Genomic DNA, 21,765 nt, shown 5'->3' with positions numbered 1-21,765 from the left:
CCATTTTAAAATCCAAAATACTCTTTTACGTTATTGTAGCAGATATTCTGGACTGTTTTTTTAAGCTCTGCCTCTCCGGAAAAATACTCCCCGCGCTCCACCAGTTCCCCAAGGAAATTGCAGAGAACCCGGCGGTAAAGCTCATGCCGCGGATAGGAAAGAAAGCTCCGGCTGTCCGTCAGCATCCCCACTGACAGGCTTATGGGATAAAGGTTGGACGCAGCCCGGAACTGACGGTCTATGCCGTAGATCTGGTCGTGGAACCACCATGGGGCTCCCAGCTGAACCTTGGCCTTTGTCCCTTTTTCGCAGAATCCTGCTGCCAGTATAGCATAATTTTCCATATTTGTACCGTCCAGACAATATAAAATTGTCTTTGGGAGCATATCTTCCTGGGTCAGGCGGTTCAAAAGCTCGCCCACGCTCTGGACTCTGGTGGTATCATCCGCACAGTCGAAGCCGGTGCTCTGGCCTACCTGGTTTACATACTTTGTATTGGCATCTAAATAAGTGCCGATATGAAGCTGCATCACATAACCATTGCGGCAGTACATTTTGCCCATCTCATGCAGGAAAGCGGTACGGTACTTGTCGTCCTCCAGCTTAGTCAGCATTTCTCCGCGTTTCGCTTTTGCAAAGATCGCCTCCACTTCCTCCTCCGACGCATCTGCCCAAGTAAAATCCGGGATCCCGTCGTCAGAAACCGTGGTTCCTGTGGTCTCCTGAAAGAATTTAAGACGGTTCTCCAGGGCCGTGAGCATCTCCTTAAAACTACTTACCGGCATATCTGCCGCCTGGCTCAAGGCATCCATGTAGTCCCCAAATCCAGGCTTTGCCGCAAACATCGCCTTATCCGGACGGAATGCGGTGATGACCCTGGTCTTCATGGTCTCATCCTTCGCCATGGCAATGTGGTAACGGAGATCATCCACCGGGTCCTCTGTAGTGCTCACCAGCTCCACATTGGAGACCTCCATACACCAGCGCGGCGTGATGTTCTTCTCTGCGATCATCTCCTTTGTCCGGTGATAGATCTCGTCTGCGTTGTCCGCGCAGAGCGGCTCGTCGATCCCGAAAAAACGCTTTAGCTCCAGTGCACACCAGATGTAGATGGGATTGCCCACCAACTGGGGCAGGATGCCCGCAAAAACCATGTATTTCTCATAATAGGAAGTCTCCTTCCCTGTGATGTATTTTTCCTCGATCCCGAAGGTGCGCATAGCCCTCCATTTGTAATGGTCCCCGGACAGCCACATTTCCCCGATATCCTCAAACTGCCTGTTCTCAAAGATTTCTTTTGGCTGCAGGTGACAGTGGTAATCGATGATCGGCATGTGCTCTGCATAATTATGGTACAGCTCCCGCCCGGTCTGGTTGGTCAGGCAAAGCTCCTCGCTGAAACGTGTATTCATGTATATAACCTCCTACTGTTTTCCCGAAATGCATTAGAATCCGATCAGTGCTCCGCCGTCCACCGGCACGCAGGTCCCGCTGATATAGCGTGCCGCATCGCTGCACAAAAAGGCCGCACACATCCCCACATCCATCGGGTCGCCCACGGTCTTTGCCGGAATGCGCCCCATGATCTTTGCCAGTCGAGGGGCGTCATTGTCCGTTGCCTTGTGGAACATCGGAGTATCGATCCAGCCCGGTGCAATGGCATTGACTGTGATCCCGTACTCCGCAAGCTCCGCCGTCAGGGTATGGATCAGGCCCAGATAGCCCGCCTTTGCAGTGGAATATCCCGCCACCTGCGGCTGGCCGATGTAGCTTGTCATGCTGGCCTGGAAGATGATCCTCCCATGTCCCAGCTCCTTCATCTGCGGCACCAGGGCCTTGGTCAGGGCAAAGGCTCCCACCAGATGGACATTCAGCACGCTCACGTACTCTTCCACGCTCATCTCCCAGATGAATTTTTTGCAGTGGTTTCCCGCATTGTTGATCAGAATGCTGACCGGTCCCTGCTCCGCCACGATCCTGTCTGCCATAGCCTGGGTGTTGTCCGTGTCAGTGATGTTGAACTGATAATATACCGCCTGGTCCCCAAACTCCTTTAAGGCCTCCGCCGCCTGCTCCGGCGCCTCCATGCTTAGCACTGCCACCTTCGCCCCTGCGCTGACCAGGCAGCGTGTGATTGCCAGCCCCAAACCGGTGGAACCGCCTGTCACCACCGCAGTCTGCCCGTCCAGGGAATAATATTTCTCCATGGAAAATTCCTTCATCTGCTGCTCAGTAAATGCTGCCATATTTCTCATCCTCCTCAAATACACAGCGCTCTCTGCCGCCATGTCATCTAAAAATGCTGTCTTATATATCCTCACAGGCACGCTTTGCGCCCACCTGCTTTTCCTGATATTTATACGGGACAAAATACTCCCTGTGTCCCAGAGCCTCGCTCTTGCTGGGCGTTCCCCCGGCAACTCCAGCCACCATCCGGGCCAGACGGACCGCCAGTTCATCCTGGCTGCATGCCCCTTCCAGCACCGGGCTGGCATCAAAATCCATGTCCTCCTCCATCCGCACAAAGGTCTGGTGGTTCCCGGTGATCTTGATACACGGGCTGACCGCACTGCCTACCACATTGCCGCGCCCTGTCACCAGAAACACAATGTGGGCGTTGCAGCTGATCAGGTCCATCAGGCCCTCATTGTCGTTGGGATTGGTGATACCAAACTGCATCCAGTACGGGTCCGGCGTGGAGTCTAAAAGCCACAGCCCCGGCTTCACCGCCGGTACCGAAACCTTTAAGACGCCCTGGATCGGGCGGCTCCCGCTCTTGACGACAGCGCCCATGCTCTTTTCCTCAATGGTGGAAAGGCCTCCTGCAAAATTGCCCGGGCTGACAGAATACTGACGGACCGACCTGCAGTAATCAAGGGCCTTGTCGTAGGTGTAGGCGATCTCCGCCTCCGCTTTCTCATCCGCCGCCCGGCTGGTCAGCAGACATTTAAGCCCCACCGCCTCCACGATCTCCTCAAAGATGGCGGTACCCCCCAGATCCACAAGCTTGTCATAGAAACGTCCCACCACCACATTCCCGGCAAGACCGCTGGTATAATCACTCCCGCCGCACTCTGCGCCGATGATCAGGTCCTCAAACCCCATGTCGGCCCGCGGCGTATGGGACAGCGCCTCCAGCATCCCTTTCACGCTTAAAAGCCCCTTTTCCACCGCGGCCCTGGTTCCGCCCGCCTCCTGGATGAACATCCAGTCCGCTTCCTTTCCTTCCTCTCCGGCGATCCTGGCGAGCCATTCCGGCTGGACATACTCACAGCCAAGCCCCACAGCCAGCACGCCCCCCACATTGGGATGGCGGATCAGGCTGATCAGTAAGTTTACCGCATACTGGTTGTCCGTACATCCATCGAAGCCCAACACCTCCACATCCGGGTGATCCGCCAGCTCTGCGATCCTGCGCGCCACATGCTCACTGCACTTTACGGTGTAGATGACCAGGACCCGGTTGCGGATCCCCTTGCCGCCATTTTTTCTGGCATATCCCTGCCATCGCATCTGGCGAAGCATATCTGTTCCATTCTGCTCCATTCCTGTTATCGGCTCCATACGCTCCATCCCTCCTACTCGTACCGGGTGTCTTTGGGCGCACCCGTCACCGCGTCCAAATGGCTGGAACGCTCGTCATATACGCTGCGGATATTGTGAAGATGGACCCAGCTTCCCTTTTTAATGTCCTCCGTAGCCCGGCCGATCCGGACGCCGTACTTGACGATATCTTCACCAGCCGCAATCTCACGGAGCGCGATCTTGTGGCCTGCCGGGATCTCCGTCACCGCCGTCATAAACTGCTCCGCAGAATCGCCCCGCAGTGTGATCCTGCCTGGCTGCAGCGGTTCTAAGGCCGTCGCCACGTTATCTTTCAAATCAATCTGAAATGCCGTCACTGTCATTCCTCCTGCTGCATTTTCCCTTCATTCAAGCTGCGGCCCAAGCCCGGCTTTACCGCAGCCCCGCGGTCACAATATCCCAAACGTTGCAAACGCCTCGGTCGCGCTCATGCCGTCCTCGATCGCTTTGCGCACCTTCTTCTCTCCCGCAGCTTTCTCCAGCGCCTTTTCCAGCACCTCCACATAGACTTCCTTCGGGATGATCAGCACGCCGTCCACATCCCCGAATACCAGGTCGCCGTCATGGATGGTCACCTGTCCGATCTCGATGGTACAGCGGAAATCAAACACGTAGGTACGGATACTGGAATCCTGCGCCCAGCAGGCTCTGGCAAACACCGGCCAGTTGAGTCCCAGCACCTGGGGCGTATCCCTGGTGTATCCGTCGAGCACCGCGCCGGATGCTCCCCGGGTCTTTGCGGTGGTGGTCAGAAGCTCGCCCCACAGCGCGCTGTTGTGAGCGCCGGTGGCTACATAGATCTCATTGGGCCTTAACTGGTCCAGTGCCTCGGTCAGAAGGCCAAAGGGCTTCTCCGGCTCGCCATACACGTCATTTTCCAGGACGGTACAGGCAAAACCGGCCATCTTCAGCCGGTTGTCCGGTTCTTCCCCGTTCACAAAGGGCGCTGTAGGCACCATCGCTGCAAGCGGGCGGATCTCTGCTGGCAGGAACTGGTGGGGATATCCCATCTGGTCCAGAATATCACCCACCACCGGGGTATAAAGCTTATCCTTCATAAGCTGGAACATTTCTTCATCGTTTTTCCACAAAGCCATTTTAAAATTCTCCTTCTAAAAATACTGCTGCTGCGCCCGAAGGCACCACAGCAGCATAAGATTTACAGTATTCTTTTATCACACCGGCATGATCAGGTTCGGAAGAAACATGACAAACGCCGGAATGTAGGTTACAAAGATCAGTACGATCAGCATGACCAGATAGAACGGGAGCATGCTCTTGGCCAGCTTTTCGATCGGGATCTTGGAGATCGCCGCGCCGATGAACAGCGTCGATCCAACCGGCGGGGTAATCAGACCGATCCCCAGGTTCACGATCATGATAACACCGAAATGTACCGGGTCGATCCCAATGCTGGTCGCTATGGGAAGCAGGATCGGAGTCAGCACCAGGATGATGCAGCTCATATCCATCATGGTCCCGAAGATCAGCATCAGAATGTTCATCATGATCAGGATCAGATACTTATTGGTGGTAAAACCAAGGATCGCGGTGGAGATGATCGCCGGCACCTTTAAGTAGGTCAGCAGCCATCCAAAGGCTGAGGAGGTCGCGATCAGGATGAGCACGATCGCCAGCGTATTCAGCGCATTCTCCAGCACCTGCCAGAAATCCTTTAAATTCATCTTCTTGTATACAAACATGGACACGAACAGCGCCCACACCACTGCGATCGCCGCAGATTCGGTGGCGGTAAAGATACCGATGACAACGCCTACGACTACGATCATCACCGTGAACATACCCCAGATCGCACTGCCCGCGGCCTTCACCAGGTTCCTGATGGAAAACGGTTCGCCCTTCGGGTAATTTCTCTTTACTGATATGTAGTAGCTGTAGATCATCAGGGCCACGCCCAGGATGATACCGGGACCAAACCCTGCCAGGAACAGACGCCCGATAGACACGGTGCCTGCAACCGTTGCGTAGATGACCATGTTATGGCTTGGCGGGATCAGGATGCCCTGTACAGAGCTTGCCATGGTAACATCTGTGGCAAAGTCCCCGTCGTACCCCTGCTCCTCCATCATGGGGATCAGGATCGTTCCCAGTGAAGCCGTATCTGCTGCAGAGGAACCGGAGATACCGCCAAAGAACATGGACGCCACGATATTTACCATCGCCAGACCGCCTCGGATCCAGCCCACCAGCGCATCCGACAACTCGATCAGTTTATCTGAGATACCGCCTTTTCCCATGATCTCACCAGCAATGATGAAGAACGGCACTGCCATCAGAGAAAAGGAAAATACGCCTTTTACCATCAGCTGGACCACCTGCATCAGCGGAAGCTGTAAATAAGCCATCGTGATCACACTGGACACGCCGATCGCGTAAGCTACCGGCATACGGAAAGCAATAAAACCAAAAAATGAGATCAGCAGGATCGCTATCGCTATGGATTCATTAATCATTTGCTTTCCCCTCCTTCCTCTTTATAATCAGCAGGCACCTTGTCCATCATTTTTAAGAAGAACAGGATAAATTTCTCGCTCTGCATCAGCAGCATGCATACTCCGGCTATGGGCACGGATGCATACAGAAAACTCTGCTTGCATCCGAGACCGGACATGACGCTCTTGCCCATCAGCATAGTAAACTGGATACCATAGATGATCATAAACAGGCTGAAGCCGAAGATCATCACATGGCTCATGGCCTTCAAAAAGCCGATCGCTCTCTTTGGCAGCAGGTAATCGATCAACATCACACGGATATGGGTATCCGTCCGTACCGCTAAAGAGGCGCTGATCAAAGCCATGTAAACCATGCAGAGAAGGATAGCCTGCTCACCCCACCGGGGAGTGGAGTGTAAGATATACCGGCAGAATACCACATAGCTGGTGATACAGATGGATGCAATAAATACGAGTTTGCAAAATGACATAAACAGCCAGTATACTGCATTATAAAACTTCTTCATGGGTCTTCCTCCTGCTTTCGTCCGATCAGTGGTTATTATTTCTGGATTTCAACCATCTTCGTCAGCAGATCCTCAATACCCTTGCTGTAATCAGCCCATACCGGCTCACATGCTGCCTGTGCGGCTGCAGTATCTTCCGGAGTCATGTCGATGATGGTAACGCCCTTGTCTTCCAGGTCTTTGCGCAGTACTTCTTCCTCTGCATCGATCTCGCCTTTGTTCCAGTCAGATGCTTTCTGGCCTGCATCCAGAAGGATCTGCTGGTCTTCCGGGCTGAGTGCGTTCCATTTTGCTTCTGCCATCAGGACAATGCCAGGGCTGAAGGTATGGCCGCTCAGCAGGTAGTAAGGAGCTACTTCATAGAATTTGTTGGAAGCATATCCCGGATATCCGTTCTCAGCGCCGTCGACAACGCCGGACTGGAGGGAGCTGTACAGCTCGCTGTAGGAGATCGGGGTCGGCTCAGCGCCCAGGGCCTTCATGGTGTCCATCATCAGCTGGGTCTCCGGCACGCGGATCTTCATGCTCTTGATATCGCCAAGACCCTTGATCTCTTTTGTGGTAAACATGTTGCGGGCGCCCTCGTCGGTGTAGAACAGGCCGACCATACCGGCCCCAACCTCAGAACCCTCTGTCAGGAATGCCTGTCCCAGTTCCTCATCCTCCAGAACCTTCCACATGCCGTCACGTCCGGTGAAGATGAAAGGAAGGCCAAACATATTCAGTTTCTGGAAACCGTAATCGGAAAGGGAATTGGTGTTGCCGCGGTACATATCCACGGTGCCGCCGCCCATCTGCAAAGCGTTTAAGCAGGTTTTCTCATCTCCTAAGGTCGAGGAGGAATATACCTCGATCTTGATACGTCCATTTGACATCTCGTCTACATATTTTGCGAACTCATATCCAACTCTGGTATTGATATTGTCATCGCTGTTTAACTCGGCATATTTTAAAACGATCTCCGGCGCTGCCGCCGCATCGCTGCCTGCTGCTGTGGTATCTGCTGCCGCACCTGCCGCTGTGGTTGCCTCCGGCGCTTTCGCCGCTGCTGTAGTTGCCGCTGTACTTCCGCCGCCGCAGCCTGCCAGGCTGACTGCCAGAGCTGATACAACTGTGAGTGCCAGTAATTTCTTCTTCATAAAACACTTCCTCCTGATAACGTTAGATTTTGTAGGAAACGTTCTGTCGCAGTCCATGCCTCCGCGTTACTAAAACGTTTCATTTATTTGATAGTTTTAGCTTATACCATGGCTGTCATTTTGTCAATATAGTTCTTGATTCACCACGCAAAATTGGCTATTCCGTATATTCATTTGCAAAATCTTAACGTTATCTTTCTATATTATTTATATCACCCCCTGTTTTTGTATATTTTGCACTAAAAAACGTTTTATAATTCCATGATCCCGCCTTTTAAACCGGCATGACCAGGTTCGGAAGGAACATGACAAACGCCGGAATATAGGTAACCATGAGCAGTACAACCAGCATGACCAGATAAAACGGGACAAGAGTCCTGGACAGCCGTTCAATCGGTATCTTGGAAATCGCAGCGCCAATAAACAGAGTAGATCCGACCGGCGGGGTGATCAGGCCGATCCCCAGGTTCACGATCATGATAACGCCGAAATGCACCGGATCAATACCAATGCTGGTCGCTATAGGGAGCAGGATCGGAGTCAGCACCAGAATGATGCAGCTCATATCCATCATGGTCCCGAAGATCAGCATCAGGATATTCATCATCACCAGGATCAGGTATTTATTGGTGGTAAATCCCATGATCGCGCCGGACACAATAGCCGGGACCTTCAGATAAGTCAGCAGCCATCCAAAGGCCGAGGAGGTTGCGATCAGGATCAAAACGATCGCGAGGGTGTTCAGCGCATTCTCCAATACCTGCCAGAAATCCTTCAGCGTCATTTTCCGGTATATGAACATGGACACGATCAGCGCCCACACCACCGCTACCGCGGCTGACTCCGTTGCCGTAAAAATACCGATGACCACGCCCACAACCACGATCATCACCGTGAACATCCCCCAGACCGCACTGCCGGCAGCTTTCACCAGGGTCCTCAGGCTGAACGGCGCACCTTTCGGATAATTCTTTTTCACAGATACATAGTAGCTGTAGATCATCAGTGCGATCCCCAGCAAAATACCAGGCCCGAAGCCCGCCAGGAACAGCCGCCCGATCGATACAGTGCCCGCCACCGTGGCGTAGATCACCATGTTATGGCTGGGAGGGATCAGGATGCCCTGCACCGAGCTGGCCATCGTAACATTGGTTGAAAAATCATCATCATAGCCCTGATCCACCATCATCGGGATCAGGATAGTCCCCAGCGAAGCCGTATCTGCCGCAGAAGACCCGGAAATACCGCCAAAGAACATGGAAGCCACAATATTGACCATAGCCAGTCCGCCGCGGATCCACCCCACCAGCGCATCCGACAGCTCGATCAGTTTATCAGAAATACCGCCTTTCCCCATAATCTCACCAGCAATAATGAAGAACGGAACTGCCATCAGAGAAAAAGAGAATACCCCTTTTACCATCAGCTGTACCACCTGCATCAGCGGCAGCCGCAAATATGCCATGGTGATCACGCTGGACACACCGATCGCATAGGCCACCGGCATGCGAAATGCAATAAACCCGAAAAATGTTATCAGTAAGATTCCAATCGCCACAGATTCACTAATCATTGATACCTCCCCCTTCTTTCAGATACGCTTCCGGCACGTTCCCCATCCGCCTCATAACAAATAAAAACAATTTTTCACTCTGCATCAGCAGCATGCAGATACCGGCGATCGGCACCGACGCATACAGAAAGCTCTGCTTGCAGCCCAGGCCGGACATCACGCTCCTGCCCATCAAAGCCGTAAACTGGATGCCGTAAATGATCATAAACAGGCTGAACCCAAATATCATCACATGGCTCATCCCCTTCAAAAGACCGATCGCCCGTTTCGGCAGCAGATAATCGATCAGCATGACCCGGATATGCGTATCCGTCCTGACCGCAAGGGAGGCGCTGATCAGGGCCATATATACCATGCACATCAGGATCGCCTGCTCCCCCCACCGCGGAGTAGAGTGCAGTATATAGCGGCAGAACACCACCCAGGTAGTAATACAGATCGATGCAATAAAAACCATTTTGCAGAACGACATAAACAGCCAATAGACTGCATCATAAAACTTTTTCATTCCATTTCCTCCTTAGCGCTGAACCTCGATCATCTTCTGAAGCAGCCCCTCAATCCCATCCGTGTAATCCGCCCATACCGGTTCGCAAGCTGCCTGGGCCGCAGCCTTATCCTCAGAGGTCAGCTCCACAATGGTCACGCCTTTGTCTTCCAAGTCCTTGCGTATAGCCACTTCCTCCTCCTCGATCGCAGCCTTATTCCACTCAGAAGCTTTCTGCCCCGCATCGCGCAGGATCTGCTGATCCTCCGGGCTGAGGGCGTTCCATTTCGCCTCCGCCATCAGCACAATGCCCGGGCTGAATGTGTGTCCGCTCAGCAGATAATAGGGCGCCACCTCATAAAACTTATTGGACGAATACCCCGGGTATCCGTTCTCTGCGCCATCCACTACGCCTGACTGCAGAGAGCTGTACAGTTCACTGTAGGATATGGGGGTCGGTTGTGCGCCCAGGGCTTTCATGGTATCCATCATCAGTTCCGTCTCAGGAACACGGATCTTCATATCCCGGATGTCCCCAAGGCCGCCGATCGTTTTGGTCGTAAACATATTTCTGGCGCCCTCGTCCATATAGAAAACGCCAACCATACCCGCACCTGCCTCTGCGCCTTCTGTAAGAAAAGCCTGTCCAAGCTCCTCATGCTCCAGGACCTCCCACATGCTCTCACGGTCTGTAAAGATGAACGGAAGCCCAAACATATTGAGTTTTCTAAATCCGTAGTCCGACAGGGAATTGGTGTTCCCTCTGTACATATCCACCGTACCGCCGCCCATCTGCAACGCGTTTAAGCAGGTTTTTTCATCTCCCAGGGTAGATGAGGGGTAAACCTCGATCCTGATGCGCCCTTTTGACATTTCGTCCACATAATTTGCAAACTCGTACCCCACCCGCGTATTGATATTGTCGTCACTGTTCAGTTCCGCGTATTTCAATACGATCTCCGGCGCCGCGCCGCCCGCCTGCGGCCCATCCGCCGCCTTGGCATCTCCGCTTTTTGCAGCGCCGGCCCCCGCTCCAGTTCCGCCCGCCGCCTGGTTCCCACCCCCGCAGCCAGTCAACCCAACTGCCAGCACCGACGCCAGCGCAATTACTAAAACCTTTCTTTTCATACCGCCTTCCTCCTGTCTTGATTTTACACTTTCTGAAACGTTTTAATTTATTTGCGTTTTAAGAGTAAACTTTAATTGTATTTTTGTCCATAAATTTGATGTTAAGATGTATTTTTATGGCTATATTTTTATCTTTTGTCTTTTTATCTTATTTTTTGTAAATATCGTTCGTGCTTTTTGTGTATTTTGTAGATTATATAATAAAAAACGTTTTAGCATTTACATTTCTATTTTCCTGTGATAGTATTCAAATCAAGAGCTATGTAACACTTTAAAAGAAATGGAGAGTATGATTATGAAGATCACATCATTCGAAACCTGGTGGGTCAGCAGGGAACACTGCCTTTTTGACAAGAAACGCCAGGGAGGGGCATCCATGGACTGGGATGTTATGGTTATCCGGATTGGCACTGATGCAGGGATTGACGGAATCGCCACCTGTCTTGCCGCCCGCAGCGGAGCCGTCACTGAAAACTATCTTTATGACAACATTGCGCCGGTCCTTATGGGCCGGGATCCCCATGACCGGGAAGCCATCTGGCATGAATTTTGGAATATCGACCGCCACTTAACCTTCTTTCCTGTCTATCTGCCGGGACCGGTCGATGTGGCATTGTGGGATATCTGTGCAAAGGAAGCAGGGCTCCCGCTCTATAAATACATAGGCGCTTACCGCAACAGCCTTCCAGCCTACGCCAGCGGCAATTTTCACGGCACTGTGCAGGAATATGTGGACGAGGCCCTTCACTACAAGGCCCTTGGCATCCCGGGCTACAAGGCTCATCCTGCAGGGCCGGTCAGCTTTGACATGGAAGTGCATCAGGCCCTTCGGGATGCTGTCGGCCCGGACTACGTGCTGATGAGCGACCCGGTAGGCGAGTATACCATGGGCGACGCCGTAGCTGTCGGACGCCAGTTGGAACGGCTAAACTTCAAGTGGCTGGAAGAGCCTTTCCGGGACTTCGAGCTCTATAAATACACCGAGCTTTGCCGTACCCTGGATATCCCCATTGCGGCAACGGAGACCACCCGCGGGGCCCACTGGGGTGTGGCGCAGGTGATCGCCCAGCGCGCCGCCGATATTGTCCGTGCAGACGTAAGCTGGAAGGACGGCATTACCGGCACCTTAAAGATCGCTCACATGGCTGAGGGCTTCGGCATGAACTGCGAGATCCACACCACCACCATGAACTACATGGATATTGTGAATCTTCATGTAAGCTGTGCGATCCGCAATTGTGAATACTTTGAATATTTTGTCCCTGAGGAGAATTACCAGCTTCCCATGAAGGGGCTGCTGCCCATTGAAAACGGGGTGATCACGGCGCCGGAGGGTCCCGGGGTCGGTGTGGAATTAGACTGGGAACTGATTGAAAAAGCCTGCCGCAGCCACCGCAAGCTGGAGCTTTGATAACAGGCCATCATCACGCTGCGCCATCGCAGCAGGGAGCGAGGAGGAATCTCTTATGAAGGAATTAGAAGGACGCGCCGGCATTGTCACCGGCGGAAGCAGCGGAATTGGCCTGGCGATCGCCAATGTTCTGGCAGAGGCCGGGGCCACCGTATATATTATCAGCCGGACCGGCAAAACAAAAGAAGGCTTTGGAGAAAGCATACCTGGCACCATTAACATTAAAGGGGATATCAGTGATTTTTCTTCCATGGAACAGCTCTGCAAAGAGCTGGCAGAGCGTCATGACGGACATCTGGATTTCCTTGTGAACAACGCAGGCGCCACCTACAAGTGCCTGGCGCAGGATTTTCCGATGGAAGAATTTGAACGGGTACTCAATGTGAACGTGACCTGCGTATTCCGGATGTGCCAGATCTGCTATCCTTACTTAAAAGCAAGTCCGCACAAAGGCAGGATCATCAATATTTCCAGCATGAGCGCTCATCTGGGGTTCTCCCAGGTGGTGCCCTACAGCACCAGCAAGGCTGCCGTCTGCGGTATGACCCGGGGCCTGGCCGTGGAATGGGCCGGTGACAATATCTGCGTCAACAGCATTGCCCCCGGCTGGTTCCGGAGCAAAATGCTGGATGATATCATGGATGATGAACGGGGCGCAAAGATCCTCGCAAGAATGCCCATGCACGCTCTTGGCGACACCGCCGATCTGGGCGCCATGGCGAAACTGCTGATCGGTCCGAACGGAAGCTATATCACCGGGCAGGACTACGCTCTGGACGGAGGAGCGCTGGCCTATGGCTATTAGAAGTTCCCGTGCCAGGACCCGGGACTGTGCCAGGCCCCTGGCGCTGGCTTGCGCCCTGATGATGGCCTGTGCCTTCTCTCTCACTGCCGCCCTGCCTGCATCTGCCGCCGAAAGCCGTTCGCTCACAATACCAGGCTCTGCATTTTCACAGGAAGCGGACGGCACGTTTTTGACCCGGATCGTGACAGACCCCTTCGACCGCGTCGCCGTATTCTGGGAGAGTGATCAGAATCCGGTCGTCTCCGTCCGCGTAATATCTGACGAGGCAGAGGCCCCCGCCGACTGGCAGCCGATCCAGGAAAACGGGCAGGTCTATCTGCACCATATGGGCGGACTGTTTGACTTTTCACGGCTTGGTTCCACCGAAACATCCGTGGCCGTGGAGATCCGCATCGAAAAGAATGAAGAAGCCGGACTGCGTCAATTCCGGCTGGAATTCATGAAGGAAACCTCCGATACAGTTTCTACCATTGTGCTGGTCATAGTCATGGCAGCAGCCGGAGGAGTGCTTTATCTAAAGAAGAAAAAGACTGCCGCGCCCTGACATTGATTCAAAGACGGAGTCCAAGCTAAGTTCCATATAATCCGGGGAAGGACCAATTGATTCTTCCCCGGATTTTTTTTTACATAACGTTCATAATACCACAAAACATCCAGATAATCCCATATCCCGCAAACGCAATCCCGCTGACTGCGGCGATCAGCAGAATGCCAACAAAAACCAGGAACAGCAGGATTCCCAGAAAGAGATCCTCTTCTTCAAAAACCCCTATCTGTTTCCTACATTTCTCTATATGACAGAATCTTGTAATCATTGCTCCCAATACGGCACTTTGTCTGAGGGTATCATAACTGGGGGGCGGAGGGGATACGTCGGGGAATGGGGGCAGGGCGGGACGGAGGCGGAGAATGGCTTGTTTGTCGTCGGTAGGAAAATCTAAGTCTGCAAAGCCGCCAAAACCGGGGCACTGTGGACAGGCGATGAGAACTCCTGATGGACTTCTCATCTTCGGTCCCCTCTCCGCCTGACGCCCAGCGTCAGGCTCCGGCCCCAGTTTTGGCGGCTTTGCAGACTAAGTTTTTCCGAACCTCCGCAATATGCCATTCTCCGCCTCCGTCCCGCCCTGCCCCCATTCCCCGACTGTTTCCTGGCTCCGCTGGGGAAGAAAAACAAAAGCGTTAGCAAGTTAAATGCTAGAACACTCTTATTTGATTTAGTAATTCTTTTAAAGCTACCATTTGGCCTGCAGTTATTGTGACGCCTTTGCCATATTGGGTATGTTCTAAGTTCCACGTTCTTATGTCGTAGACAGGTTCTCTGTCATCCCATGAAATATAATTTAATTCTTTTATCCAACCATTATTTGGATGAGATATAGTTCCTATATGCTTGTATATTGTATATTTTTTCATAAAACTCCTCTCAGCATAAAACCCAAAATAAAAACCTCATCACTTTAGATTTGATCCGATTTACTGCTGTAAAAACCATTTCTTTTGTTTGCTCTATCTTCCCTAAACTATCTGCTTTGTAGTAATTCTCAAAATTCATTCTAATTGTTATGCAAACAACACTTTTATTGCAAAGGAATTTTGCGCTTTCTTTCCATTTTCCGCTGTCATATACTTCTCGTGGAGCTGTGCCTTTTGGCAGAATTTATGTACTTCATCATCTATACCATAATGCTCTTTGAAATAAGCAGGCTGGTTTATATTTAATTCCATAGTTCACTCCACACTCTGAAAAGGTGATCTGTCCAACATCCTGAATTGAGAAACGCACTGCAAATACTCCTCTTTAGAAAACTCAAAAGGGCCAAGATCATGAAACCAGTCAACCTTTTTCCCAATATATTTTGGCAATTCAGTTTCATCTGCATCATATGGTGTGATATCCATTCCAAATCTACGCCAAATAACCTTATCATCAATGTATACAACTTCTACTACAATAACCGTACAGCTAAAATCAAAATCATCAGGACAAAGCAATATCGGTAAAACTACAGGCCTGTCGGATAACTGCGTTTGCTTCCACACATACTCTTTTTCCTTCATACTCGGAGCAAACGCTTTGTCATAAAAATTCAGCCACGCCGGTATTAAGCCTAAATACTCCTTTTGAACTTCTTGTGACAGTATTTCATCGAGGCGTTTGTCATCAATATAAATTGATAAATGTTCATTTTTGCCCATATACGGAGATAATCCGCTTACTGCCTTTATATGATTCAATCTGCATCACCTCCATAAGCCCCCAACTCACCCTATAGAAAATTATATATGTGCCTTTATAATGCGGACATGGGTACCAAGTATCTTTTGAATAGAATCTATGACGCCATCTTCAACATCACAGACAGGATTAAGTATATTTATCACACAACATGCAAACCCGCACGGAAAATGATATTCCAAATCATTCAGGGAAACCGTTTTCCCGCAGCAGGGCAACACTGTTTCTAATGATACAAATTCATTTTCACCAGCCTGATCCATGGCTTTAGCCCACCAGTCAAAAAGAAGCTCTGAATGACAGTCAGGACAGACGATACGTTCAAGATTACTGCCGCAATCAACAAAAACAGGTGTCAAGGTGCATTGGATCTCAATTGACTCACAATCCAATTTCGATTTAAGAAAATCTCTGCTTCTTTTGAGCAGATGCTCTGGAATCTTATACAATGGGTCTTGAGGTACGATTTTCACAATCCAGTCTGACATAAATCCACCTTTCTCGCTCATTTCCGTGAGCTTTCAAAGACTGCATAATGCTCATTATAGCATAAACAATGCAATAGCAATATGCGAATGATGCCTCCGCATAAAACCAATTGCTGCAAACAGGATTGTCTATTTAATCCGTCAAGTTTTGATCTGTAACTTCGTCTACTTTTTCGTTAACCAGAGCTACACTTAGAATTCTATAATCATCATTTACCCACTCGGCGTTAAACAGCAACACAACGTATCTGTCGTCTTGGTTATCCGGCGATTGTGTTTCTATTTGTATCCCATAAAGCTCCGTATTGTCCAGAACATCCTGTGCAGTTTCAAACTTTAGAAAGCTGTTAGTATGATCTGTATCTCCCCAACTTCCATTTCCTTTCCACCAAAACATAAAATTTTCTTCGTCTCATATTCTTCTTTGTCCGGATTGAATTCCAGCTCACCAAATATATGATGTTTCACTCATCATCCTCACATACAATATGACAGTTCCAATAGCTTACAGTGCATAAAAAGCGATCAGGTTCTAAAAATCCTTTATATCCTGTTCTGACGGCTCATTCCCCATACAAGCCACAACCTGATAAGTCTGCTTATCATAATTGTGAAAATAATCGTAAACTTTTTTCCAGCGGCATCATTGTACCTCCCCTTCAAAATATAAATTTATCGTTCTAAAACAAATCGAGCCACTTCAACATTTCCATCCATTTCATACGACGCTATATCAAATCCGCATTTTTCTGTATAAAACTTTACATTTTCTTGTTTATCTGCTGGTGTTATTAGAGTGAACTTATGCCAATCTTTATATAAAGATTTTATGTATTCCATTGCCTGCGTGCCTACTCCTTTACCTTGATAGGTCGGAATAACACATAAACATCCAATTTCATATGTATGATTTTCCAACTTTTTGCATGAGATACAACCAATCGGTTTACTGTCACATTGTATAATAAAATTAGGATAGTTTATTATTGACTTTTCCATCATTTCTTTCGTTTTTCCATACGCAGGACATTCACCATATTTGATATAATCGCTATAAAACGAAGCATTATAAATATCAATCAGCAATTCTGCATCTGCTATATCAGCTTGTCTATATTCCATTTTCATAAACTGCTCGCCTCTATCAATTCCAATTTTTCTATATGCTTGTTTCTCTATATCGTTTCTTTGTTATTCCCGTTCTCCATCCCCCACTGGCACATAGCCTCCATGACCGGGAGCAGAGAGCGGCCCTTCTCCGAAAGGCTGTATTCCACCTTCGGAGGAATCTGAGGGTATTCCCTGCGGATGATCAGGCCGTCCGTCTCCATCTCCTTCAGCTGCACGCTCAGCGTTTTATACGTGATCGTTCCGATCTTCCGCTGCAGTTCATTAAACCGGAGCGTCCCGTATTCCACAAGCCAGTAAAGGATCACCAGCCGCCATTTCCCTCCGATCATCGACAACGTATAACCAAACGGAGTATCCGTCAGGGATACGATCCTTTTTTCAAACTGTTCCATACTCATATTGACACTTTCCTTTCAGATAGTATTTGTCAAAAAAGTGCGTACTTGTAATTCCATCATTATAGTTCTAGAATAACATAAAGCACTCAAAACCTCAACGAAAACCCTACTCCCCAGGAAAGGAAACCAATCATGAAAAAGATCCTGATCATCTCCGGCGGCGGTCGGCCAAACGGCAATACCGCCCAACTGATAAATGAATTCATAAGAGGAGCAACCGAAGCCGGACACCAGACAGAACACATTAACCTAAACAAACTCCAGGTAAACGGCTGCACAGGCTGCAACGCCTGCCGCTATGGAAAACCATGCGTACAAAAAGATGATTTCAACCAGCTCATACCCAAAATAAAAGAAGCCGACTTGATCGCATTTGCCTCCCCCCTGTACTTTTGGACCATCTCCTCCAGACTCAAAGCCTTCATCGAGCGCTTCTACTGCCTGGCAGAAGAAGACCAGGATCCACCCTACGGCCGCTATGAAAAGTACCCCGTACACGACTGCGCCCTGCTCATGACTTCCGCAGATAATTATTTCTGGACCTTCGAGCAGGCCCTCTCCTACTATAACTATACCCTGATCAACTACATCGGTTTCCACAACAAAGGCACGCTCCTGGCCGGCGGCTGCGGCGACACCAACGGCTCCCCCCAGATAACTAAAACCCAGCACCTAAAAGAAGCCTGCCACTTCGGCCGGACCATATATTCCTAACCTTTATAGATAGATTTATTTAAAGCCATAAAACAAGAAAAATCCGGAAACGAATCCCGGATTTTTCTTTTCTCAGCAATATACAAAACCTTCCAGTATTAAATTCGCAGTCCGGAATCCAAATGCGGATTCCACCTCAATCGCCCCATCGTTCTCACGGTATTCCACCCCGGCTTCCAGTACGCCGCCGGCATGGCCGATGCGGATGAATTCCGGGTCAACGCCCGGCCTCACCGCCTGATTCACGATGCTGCCCGGAATGACTGCCGCCACCGCCGTACACATGGCTCCTGTCATGGCGTAGGTGGGATGGGCCTTCTGCATGGACATCATACGCGACAGAATGTCAATGTCCTCCCCCTTCACCTGCTTTTCACCCGCTGCCATGTAATCCTCCGGCTCTGCCACAAAGGTCATCTTGGGAACTCCCGGCATCTTAAAGGCTGACTCCCTGTAATCGTCGATCAGCCCAAGCTTTACCGCTGCCAGTCCACGGACAGTTTCCAGAAGATCCAGCTTCTCTTCATCTCCATCCAGCTCAGCCGGCAGTTCTTTACCCGTAAGCCCCAGATCCTTCGCCTTCACAAACACCAACGGATTGGCGGCATCCACTATGGACACGGATACAGGACCCAGGCCAGGAACTTCCAGCACATCTACGGGATTTCCCGTAGGAAGAAGCTTTCCAGTCACACTGCCCGCCGGGTTTAAGAATTTTAATTTAATCGGGGAAGCTGTCCCTGTCACTCCGGCAATGGCAAAATCCCCGTCATATTTGACTGCGCCGTTCTCCACGACCACTTCTTCCTCAATGATCTTGTCGGTATTGGTGTTGTACACCTTTACCCGGGTGACCGGCTCCGTCATCTTCACCAGTCCCTGCTCGATGGCAAACGGCCCGACACCGGAGGAAATATTCCCACAGTTGCCCTTGTAGCTGACCACCGGCTTATCCACTGCAACCTGGGCAAAGGTATAATCCACATCCGCATCCGGACGACTGGAAACACCCACAACAGCTACCTTGCTGGTCACAGAGGCCGCGCCTCCCAGCCCGTTGATCTGCTTTAGGTCGGGGCTTCCCATGATCTTCAAAAGCAGGTCATTCCTCTCCTTCTCTTCCTTCGGCAGATAATTTTCCAATATGTACACACCTTTACTGGTGCCGCCCCGCATGATGGTGCAGGGAATCCTTCTTCTATTCTGATCCAGCATGTTTTTCTCTCCTCGCTATGGCTTCCGGCCATTCTTCTTTAAACAATGATTCCATAGATCCCGATTGCAGACAGTACTGCATTGGCAAGCACGCACACCACCGCAATGATGAACAGACGGCCAAACAGTTTGTTCTGCTCCTTATCCTTCTCTTCGGAATCCGATGCGGTCATGTATGCAGCCATGATCAGTCCGCCTCCTGTAGATGCCGGGCTGAATGCAGCCGACAGGGAAGAAGTGATCACAACGCTTGCCAGCTGGGCAAATCCCGCAGATCCGGTTCCCAGCGTCTCTACGATCGGCCCCAGCGTCGGGATCATGGAAGGCATGACCACGCCAGTGGTGGAGCTGAAGAAGGACAGGATGGAGGAAGTCACCGCAATGATCGGCGCCGCCGTCTTTGGCGTCATAATGGACAAAAGTGCATCCGACATCACCGCCAGACCGCCCAGCTCGATCACAATATTCATCAGAGTGCCGACACCGCAGATCAGGATCAGGGTCCCCCACGGCACCTTTGTCAGCGCTTTCTTTTCATCCGTAACACCGGCGATCACAAGCAGTGCAGCAACAAAGAAGGAGGACAGCCCCACATTAAACCCAAGCGCAACCACCATGATCACCATGATCACGATACCCAGTACGGTGATCCACTGCGGGCGGCTCAGTTTTGTCTTTGCTTCCAGCACGCCGGTATTGGCGCTGCCGGGTTTGATCTTCCATATCTTATAGTAAATGGAGAATCCGACCATCAGGATCACCGCCCAGATAATGCAGTTCCACATAACCGGCATGGCAAAATCCGTATACCCCGCCTCAGTTCCCAGTGTGTTCATGAGTACGCCCGGCGGTGTCAGGGGGGAAAGGGTAAAACCATTTGCAGCCACCTTTGCAGCCAAAGCGAACAGGATCGGGTTCTCACCCATGCTGACCGCCACGGTCACTGCTACGACCGTCATTAAGTTGCCTACCGGGATATTGCCCGGCCCGATCATCGTCAGGATACCGGACACCAGGAAAATGATGATCGGCACCAGCCAGGTGCGTTTTCCCGCAAGTCCGATCCCTTTTCGCGCCACCAGCTCCAAAGTACCGTTTACCTGAGCAACACTGAACAGGAAGGATACGCCCACCAGGGTGATGAACAGCTTCGCATCAAATCCTGCCAGGACAGCGTTGTCGCTAAGCCCCCCGAGCTTCCCCAGAATAAGGGCGGAACCAATTGCAAGAACGCCGATATTACATTTTTTTACAAATCCAATACCCACTATCACAAACAGAAAAACAATCGAAATAATATCAATATGGCTCATACTCTGCTCCTCTTTTTATTGGACATATCTCATTTCCGCGGTTAATCGACACATCACTCATTTGATAAATCTACTATACCACGCAAGGGTTTATAAGTCTAATTCATGTTTTTCATATAAATTATAGTTTTTAACCATAACTTCTTGCATCTTTGGAAAAAGTGGGATAAGATATACCTGTAAAATGATTCTCAGATGGAGGTACTCAATGGATTTTAAAGATCTTTCCTATGTCATAGCCGTTGCCAAATACCAGAATATCACAAAGGCCGCCAACTCTTTATATATCACACAGCCCACGCTGACCAAATTCCTTCAGAATCTGGAACAGAGCCTGGGCCAAAAGCTGTTTAAAAAGTCAGGCAACCGTTTTCTGCTCACCTATGCCGGAGAGCGCTATGTGGAAAAGGCGGGGGAGATCCTTCAGCTCAAGAAAGAGCTGGATAACGAGATGTCGGATATTATCAAAAGTGATATCGGCGTTCTTAACATTGCATTCCCCATGATGAGGGGAACCTACTTGATTCCCTGTACCCTGCCTATTTTTAAAAGCCTCTATCCAAACGTGCAGATCAATATCAAAGAGTCAGCGTCCTCCTCCTTAGAGGCCATGATCCTGTCAGGAGAAACAGATCTGGCATTCTTCAATGCGCCTGTGAAAAGCCGGGAGGTGGACTGCGAGATCATCAGCCGCGAGGAGATGCTTTTAGTCATGTCCACACGCCACCCCCTGGCAGACCAGGGGATCCGGAGGGAAGGCTACCGTTATCCATGGTTTGACTTATCCCGGCTGAGCGATGATATCTTCATTCTCCAGGAGCCGGGACAGCGTTCAAGACAGGTGGTAGACCTGGTTTTCCAGGATTTAAATATCAGCCCCCGCCGGACGCTGGTGACCAGCAATATCCATGCGGGAGCTGAACTTGCCTCCAAAGGATACGGGATCGCATTTGTCACCGACACCCATTTAAAGCACATGAATATCAGTGACAAGATCGCCTGCTTCTCCTTCGGACGCCACCGCACCCTGATTGATTTCGTTGCCGCTTATCGGAAGAATTCTTATCTGAATTATCACGCGACAGAGTATATCAAGATTGTGAAGGATTTTACCTAGGGGGAGGTTGGGTTGCAGTTCGGCGCAGGGAAGTTTGTTGAC

General features: G+C 50.5%; 26 protein-coding genes. 5 read left to right on the top strand and 21 right to left on the bottom strand.

Going from position 1 to position 21,765, the window contains the following annotated elements; translation table 11 throughout:
- Positions 1-5: 5 nt before the first annotated feature.
- The 11 genes from uxaC to AB1I67_RS12950 form a co-directional block, all read right to left on the bottom strand.
- On the bottom strand, positions 6-1,412 hold the full coding sequence (uxaC, locus tag AB1I67_RS13000) for a glucuronate isomerase (protein WP_367030294.1): 1,407 nt from the start codon (positions 1,410-1,412) through the stop codon (positions 6-8).
- Between the two features lie 33 nt (positions 1,413-1,445).
- On the bottom strand, positions 1,446-2,246 hold the full coding sequence (locus tag AB1I67_RS12995) for an SDR family NAD(P)-dependent oxidoreductase (protein ID WP_367030293.1): 801 nt from the start codon (positions 2,244-2,246) through the stop codon (positions 1,446-1,448).
- 61 nt (positions 2,247-2,307) lie between these two features.
- Entirely contained in the window at positions 2,308-3,564 is a 1,257-nt protein-coding gene (locus AB1I67_RS12990; RefSeq protein ID WP_367030292.1) for a UxaA family hydrolase, read from the bottom strand.
- Between the two features lie 14 nt (positions 3,565-3,578).
- Entirely contained in the window at positions 3,579-3,908 is a 330-nt protein-coding gene (locus AB1I67_RS12985; RefSeq protein ID WP_367030291.1) for a UxaA family hydrolase, read from the bottom strand.
- A gap of 66 nt (positions 3,909-3,974) precedes the next feature.
- The gene (locus tag AB1I67_RS12980) at positions 3,975-4,682 is read right to left on the bottom strand and encodes an RraA family protein (RefSeq protein WP_367030290.1); all 708 of its coding nucleotides are present in this window, start codon (positions 4,680-4,682) and stop codon (positions 3,975-3,977) included.
- 78 nt (positions 4,683-4,760) lie between these two features.
- A complete protein-coding gene (locus AB1I67_RS12975; RefSeq protein WP_367030289.1) occupies positions 4,761-6,059 on the bottom strand; it encodes a TRAP transporter large permease in 1,299 nt (432 codons plus the stop codon).
- Entirely contained in the window at positions 6,056-6,568 is a 513-nt protein-coding gene (locus AB1I67_RS12970) for a TRAP transporter small permease (RefSeq protein ID WP_367030288.1), read from the bottom strand. The genes AB1I67_RS12975 and AB1I67_RS12970 overlap by 4 nt, the downstream gene beginning before the upstream one ends.
- A 35-nt stretch (positions 6,569-6,603) precedes the next feature.
- Positions 6,604-7,707, bottom strand: a complete 1,104-nt coding sequence (locus tag AB1I67_RS12965; RefSeq protein ID WP_367030287.1) for a TRAP transporter substrate-binding protein — start codon at positions 7,705-7,707, stop codon at positions 6,604-6,606.
- Between the two features lie 274 nt (positions 7,708-7,981).
- A complete protein-coding gene (locus AB1I67_RS12960) occupies positions 7,982-9,280 on the bottom strand; it encodes a TRAP transporter large permease (RefSeq protein WP_367030286.1) in 1,299 nt (432 codons plus the stop codon).
- On the bottom strand, positions 9,273-9,788 hold the full coding sequence (locus tag AB1I67_RS12955) for a TRAP transporter small permease (RefSeq protein ID WP_367030285.1): 516 nt from the start codon (positions 9,786-9,788) through the stop codon (positions 9,273-9,275). Before AB1I67_RS12955 ends, AB1I67_RS12960 begins: the two co-directional genes overlap by 8 nt.
- A gap of 12 nt (positions 9,789-9,800) precedes the next feature.
- Positions 9,801-10,895 carry a TRAP transporter substrate-binding protein gene (locus AB1I67_RS12950; RefSeq protein WP_367030284.1) on the bottom strand — a complete coding sequence of 365 codons (1,095 nt, stop codon included), beginning with the start codon at positions 10,893-10,895 and terminating at the stop codon, positions 9,801-9,803.
- A 295-nt stretch (positions 10,896-11,190) separates the two neighbouring features.
- On the opposite strand from AB1I67_RS12950, the gene AB1I67_RS12945 reads away from it, so the two are divergent.
- The 3 genes from AB1I67_RS12945 to AB1I67_RS12935 are packed head-to-tail and all read left to right on the top strand — an operon-like array spanning position 11,191 to position 13,655.
- On the top strand, positions 11,191-12,306 hold the full coding sequence (locus AB1I67_RS12945) for an enolase C-terminal domain-like protein (RefSeq protein WP_367030283.1): 1,116 nt from the start codon (positions 11,191-11,193) through the stop codon (positions 12,304-12,306).
- A gap of 55 nt (positions 12,307-12,361) precedes the next feature.
- Positions 12,362-13,111 (top strand): SDR family oxidoreductase, encoded by a 750-nt coding sequence (locus AB1I67_RS12940; protein ID WP_367030282.1) that lies wholly within the window; start codon positions 12,362-12,364, stop codon positions 13,109-13,111.
- Positions 13,101-13,655, top strand: coding sequence for a hypothetical protein (locus AB1I67_RS12935; protein WP_367030281.1), 555 nt, complete (start codon positions 13,101-13,103; stop codon positions 13,653-13,655). Before AB1I67_RS12940 ends, AB1I67_RS12935 begins: the two co-directional genes overlap by 11 nt.
- A 79-nt stretch (positions 13,656-13,734) precedes the next feature.
- Here the strand turns inward: AB1I67_RS12935 and AB1I67_RS12930 are convergent, their stop codons facing one another.
- From AB1I67_RS12930 to AB1I67_RS12895, 8 genes are all read right to left on the bottom strand, one after another.
- The gene (locus AB1I67_RS12930; protein WP_367030280.1) at positions 13,735-14,118 is read right to left on the bottom strand and encodes a hypothetical protein; all 384 of its coding nucleotides are present in this window, start codon (positions 14,116-14,118) and stop codon (positions 13,735-13,737) included.
- A gap of 187 nt (positions 14,119-14,305) precedes the next feature.
- Complete coding sequence (locus AB1I67_RS12925) at positions 14,306-14,524, bottom strand: PC4/YdbC family ssDNA-binding protein (RefSeq protein WP_367030279.1); 219 nt, start codon at positions 14,522-14,524, stop codon at positions 14,306-14,308.
- Positions 14,525-14,671: 147 nt separating this feature from the next.
- The gene (locus tag AB1I67_RS12920; RefSeq protein WP_367030278.1) at positions 14,672-14,836 is read right to left on the bottom strand and encodes a hypothetical protein; all 165 of its coding nucleotides are present in this window, start codon (positions 14,834-14,836) and stop codon (positions 14,672-14,674) included.
- A 3-nt stretch (positions 14,837-14,839) separates the two neighbouring features.
- Complete coding sequence (locus AB1I67_RS12915; protein WP_367030277.1) at positions 14,840-15,346, bottom strand: hypothetical protein; 507 nt, start codon at positions 15,344-15,346, stop codon at positions 14,840-14,842.
- A 42-nt stretch (positions 15,347-15,388) separates the two neighbouring features.
- A complete protein-coding gene (locus tag AB1I67_RS12910; protein WP_367030276.1) occupies positions 15,389-15,835 on the bottom strand; it encodes a hypothetical protein in 447 nt (148 codons plus the stop codon).
- 133 nt (positions 15,836-15,968) lie between these two features.
- On the bottom strand, positions 15,969-16,232 hold the full coding sequence (locus AB1I67_RS12905; RefSeq protein WP_367030275.1) for a hypothetical protein: 264 nt from the start codon (positions 16,230-16,232) through the stop codon (positions 15,969-15,971).
- Positions 16,233-16,507: 275 nt separating this feature from the next.
- The gene (locus AB1I67_RS12900) at positions 16,508-16,963 is read right to left on the bottom strand and encodes a GNAT family N-acetyltransferase (RefSeq protein WP_367030274.1); all 456 of its coding nucleotides are present in this window, start codon (positions 16,961-16,963) and stop codon (positions 16,508-16,510) included.
- A gap of 47 nt (positions 16,964-17,010) precedes the next feature.
- Positions 17,011-17,364, bottom strand: coding sequence for a helix-turn-helix domain-containing protein (locus AB1I67_RS12895; RefSeq protein WP_367030273.1), 354 nt, complete (start codon positions 17,362-17,364; stop codon positions 17,011-17,013).
- Between the two features lie 132 nt (positions 17,365-17,496).
- Here AB1I67_RS12895 and AB1I67_RS12890 point away from each other — a divergent pair, with 132 nt between their 5' ends.
- Positions 17,497-18,078: a flavodoxin family protein gene (locus tag AB1I67_RS12890; RefSeq protein ID WP_367030272.1), complete on the top strand. Its 582-nt coding sequence runs from the start codon at positions 17,497-17,499 to the stop codon at positions 18,076-18,078.
- Positions 18,079-18,150: 72 nt separating this feature from the next.
- On the opposite strand, the gene AB1I67_RS12885 is transcribed toward AB1I67_RS12890, so the two are convergent.
- A complete protein-coding gene (locus tag AB1I67_RS12885) occupies positions 18,151-19,293 on the bottom strand; it encodes a PrpF domain-containing protein (protein WP_367030271.1) in 1,143 nt (380 codons plus the stop codon).
- Positions 19,294-19,331: 38 nt separating this feature from the next.
- Positions 19,332-20,606 (bottom strand): SLC13 family permease, encoded by a 1,275-nt coding sequence (locus AB1I67_RS12880; protein ID WP_367030270.1) that lies wholly within the window; start codon positions 20,604-20,606, stop codon positions 19,332-19,334.
- A gap of 208 nt (positions 20,607-20,814) precedes the next feature.
- On the opposite strand from AB1I67_RS12880, the gene AB1I67_RS12875 reads away from it, so the two are divergent.
- Positions 20,815-21,723 carry a LysR family transcriptional regulator gene (locus tag AB1I67_RS12875; protein ID WP_367030269.1) on the top strand — a complete coding sequence of 303 codons (909 nt, stop codon included), beginning with the start codon at positions 20,815-20,817 and terminating at the stop codon, positions 21,721-21,723.
- The last annotated feature ends 42 nt before the right edge of the window (positions 21,724-21,765 follow it).

The organism is Clostridium sp. AN503, assembly GCF_040719375.1.
Taxonomy (GTDB): Bacteria; Bacillota; Clostridia; order Lachnospirales; family Lachnospiraceae; genus Brotaphodocola.
Note: the sequence above shows the minus strand (reverse complement) of the source record. Positions and strands in the feature narration are given on the sequence as shown.